This window comes from Campylobacter sp. BCW_6464 (assembly GCF_001762775.1).
GTDB classification, from domain to species: domain Bacteria; phylum Campylobacterota; class Campylobacteria; order Campylobacterales; family Campylobacteraceae; genus Campylobacter_D; species Campylobacter_D jejuni.
This window is the reverse complement of record NZ_MJXM01000002.1, coordinates 1-3,182: the sequence shown is the minus strand read 5'-3', so window position 1 is coordinate 3,182 and position 3,182 is coordinate 1. Positions and strand designations below refer to the sequence as shown.

1 protein-coding gene is annotated in these 3,182 nt (G+C 32.6%); it reads right to left on the bottom strand.

The annotated features are described in order from the left end of the window. Positions 1–63 precede the first annotated feature (63 nt). The gene (locus AJ885_RS00010; RefSeq protein ID WP_410002260.1) at positions 64–2,724 is read right to left on the bottom strand and encodes a hypothetical protein; all 2,661 of its coding nucleotides are present in this window, start codon (positions 2,722–2,724) and stop codon (positions 64–66) included. Between the last annotated feature and the right edge of the window lie 458 nt (positions 2,725–3,182).

Here is a 3,182-nt window from a genome sequence, read left to right as displayed (position 1 = left end):
AGGATGAAATTTTTAACAAGTAGGAGAGTAAACTAATTAAACTAAGTATGATCTTTTATAAGATTACCAAAGATAATTAAACTGAGCAAATCCTGTATGGGTATTGCCATCTTTATCAAACATTCCATTATAGTTTAAACTAAAATAGAAAGCTTCATTAACAGGAACGATAAAAGAAGTGCTTACAAATTTTTGTACTCTTGGTAAATCAAACTCATCACTTACTTTTATATTTCCAAATCTAGCCTCAGCTTCTACTTTAGGATTGATATTAAACTTAGCTCCAAGTTCTACTGAAGTTTTTAAATTAGGCAACCAATCTCTAAACCAAGTAAAGCTTGTTTTAGTAGAGAAAAGATTTAAATAGTTTGCATAGGTTCTTTCTCCACCTTTAACTGTTGCTTGTCCTATAGTGTCTTTCATAGAAAAAGCTTCAGTATAGCCTCCTTCATAAGCAAGACCTATTTCAGGGGAGAATATATCTTTATTAGAAATAAAATTCATACCTAAGGCTGTATTGACTCCATAAGCATAAGAATTAGGTTCAGCTTTAGCTTCATTATTTCCTATTTTTTTAGTTAAATCATTTTTAATCAAAGCAGCTTTACCTTGAGCCTTGATATAAACTTCTTGACCTTTTTCTGTAGTAAATAAGGTATTAAAGTATTTTAAACCTGCATAATAGGTTCTATTATTAATATCAAAATAAGTTGAACCCATTTTTGTATCTTCATAACCTGCATACACACCATATATTCCACTGTCTTTTAAAGTAGAATAACCTATAATGGTTCCTTTAGTGTGTCCTTTACTTTCTTCATTTAAAGAAAGTTCAACATTCTGTGAAGAAGTATAAGGAAGGATGAATAAAGAATGTTCTTTATTAGAACCATAGCTTCCATTATTTAAATCACTCTTTATATAATCACTTGCATCTGCATATAAATTACCCTTTTCAGACATAGCGATGCTTTGAGATTTACTTGAAGAAGCTAAAGCAAAGCTTTGCATAGAATTACCCATAACATTGTCTATAAAGGTAGATCTTCTTGTAGTAGTAGAGATTAAAGATCTAAAGGTTGCTCCAGATATGGAAGCATTAAGATGATAATCTGTAGTAAGCTTTCCTGTTATTGGATCAAAGCTTAAAGATATTTCTCCACCTCCATTGGTTCCTATATTGCCAATATTGTTTTGATTAACACCTGAGATGATATTGTTTATATTGCCTAATTCATCAAGATTAACATTGCTTTGATCTACGGTGATGTTTTCTACTTTTACATTATCTTTACCATTTCCACCTACAACTATAGTGTCTAATTTACCTGTTTCTTTATCTGTAGAAACAACCCAATCTTTAATTCCAACATTACCGCTACCATTGTTAGTTACTGTATTACCATGATCATCTTTACCTACTGAGCCTTGGTTGGAAATAACTAAATCAGCATTACCATTATTTGTAATACCTCCACCTATAGTAGCACCTTCTCCATTAGAAATTTCAAGTTTATTATCACTATTGTTAGTGATAGAACCTGAAATACCTGTATCAGAAGTAGAAGTGTTAGTGATAGAATCAAGTTTACCACCATTTTCTACTACTATATTTCCTGAGATAGAACCACTTCCTGTATTGGTAATACCACCTTCAACTGAACCTCCACTTTCTACTTTGATTTCACCTGCTATAGAACCATTGCCTTGATTGACTATACCAGAGCCTCCACTTGAAGAGCTAACACTACCTCCTGAGATGATAATGCCACCTGTGTTACCTGAACTAGTACTACCACCTATAACACCTTCATTGACTATACCAGCAGCTCCACCACTTACTTCACCTGCTATGGTGATTTGGGTGTTGATTTCTTTACCGCCTCCTAGATAAATTCCAGCGTTATTGCCGCTTACAATAGCGCCTTTTTTTACTTCAATGGTATCAGCTTCAATAACCTTAGAGCTTCCATTATCTATATTAATACCATTATTTCCAGCTTTAATGCTACTGCCTTCTTCTAGGATGATTTTACCTAGTTCCATTCTATCACCACTACCATAACCATGATCATAAAAACTTATACCATTTAAGCTTGCTTCTATAATGCCTTTGTTAACAAGGGTTTCTATTTTATTACCCGCTTCTGCAAAAATACCATTAGATTTTGATTTAATGGTTCCTTCATTAGTAAAATTATTAATAACAGAAGGAGCAGCATAAGAAGTTATAAGATTGATAGCTGCTCCAAGATTATGATTGCTTGTTGATTCTATGGTTCCTTTGTTAGTAAAATTTTCTATAGTAGCATTAGTTAAATTTAAACCAAAAATACCAGAAATTAAACCTTCATTATTAAAAGTTTTTATTGTATTATAGCTTAAGCTTATACCTGATGAAGCTCCATATGCTGAAGGCTGTGTTTTTCCTGTGCTATTTATGGTTCCAGTATTAATGAAAGTATTTATAGTTCCACCACTCATACTTATACCATCACTTCCGCTGATCGAACCTTTGTTTGTAAAGGTTTGTATACTTGCTCCTTTGGTTATATTAACACCTTGACTAGTATTACTTTGAATGGTTCCACTATTGTTAAAGGTTTTTATATGAGTATTTTTTCCTTCGAAAAAAACTCCTTGACCATTAGAAGCTGTTATAGTCCCACTATTGTTAAATTTATCTATATTAAGAGTTCCTTGGCTACTTGACCAAATTCCCATATAGACATTTCCATTGATTTGGTTTTTATTTTCAAAGGTATTAACGGTGATAGTTCCTGTAAAGCCGCCACTACTATTTTCTACACTTACCTTACCATTGATGGTTCCATTATTGGTAAGATTAGTAAGAGTAAGAGTGTTACTACCATTAGCATGGGCATAGATGATTCTATCTGTATTATTTATACTACCCAAAGTTCCGTTTGATCCAATTGTTAAGGAATTTGTTGTTCCGCTTCCAGTAATGGTTATTGCGTTAGTTTCTGAACCACTTACAGTCGTATTAGTATTCTGATAAACACTTGCCGATCTAGCTTTAGTATTTTTATGAACTTCATCATAAGTTTTTATTTCAGAATTTAATGTAGCATTAGCACAACTCGCTAAGAAAGAAATAGTAGCTAAAGATAAAACTATCTTTTTAGAATTTAAACAGGGTTCTTTAATCCCCCCCCCCC

Bases quoted from the DNA above. Each gene is read 5' to 3' on its own strand.
- AJ885_RS00010 (WP_410002260.1), bottom strand. From the start codon at position 2,724: ATGGGAATTTGGTCAAGTAGCCAAGGAACTCTTAATATAGATAAATTT.